Origin of the sequence: Xanthomonas populi (assembly GCF_002940065.1) — a bacterium.
Classification (GTDB): Bacteria; Pseudomonadota; Gammaproteobacteria; order Xanthomonadales; family Xanthomonadaceae; genus Xanthomonas; species Xanthomonas populi.
Map to the genome: position 1 here is coordinate 1 of NZ_MDEJ01000358.1, position 375 is coordinate 375.

Consider the following 375-nt stretch of genomic DNA (forward strand, 5'->3'; position numbering starts at 1 on the left):
TGGGGGCTTGAAGAAAGAATTGGTCCAGGCGCTGCCCCAGCACACACCATCGCGCGGATGACGGCGTACGACTGCTGCCAAACGCAGTTGGGTGCCGGAGGAGCTGCGGATTGTGCACCGCCCCGAACAGGTGCAGCAGTGCTTGGCCCCAGGCCACTGGGAAGACGACTTGATCAAGGGCGCGTTCAATCGGTCCTGCGTGGGCACGTTGGTGGAGCGCAAGACGCGCGTTGTCGTGCTGTGCCGGATGGATGGCTGCACGGCGGCAGATGCGCTGGAGGGGTTTACCTGACAGATGAAGAAGCTGCCGGCCTCGAGGCGGACAAGCCTGACCTGCGATCGTGGCACCGAGCTGACGTGTTATGCCGAGCTGAT

1 pseudogene is annotated in these 375 nt (G+C 63.5%); it reads left to right on the plus strand.

The annotated features are described in order from the left end of the window. Positions 1-375: pseudogene (locus tag XpopCFBP1817_RS21255) on the plus strand (IS30 family transposase); the annotation flags it as partial.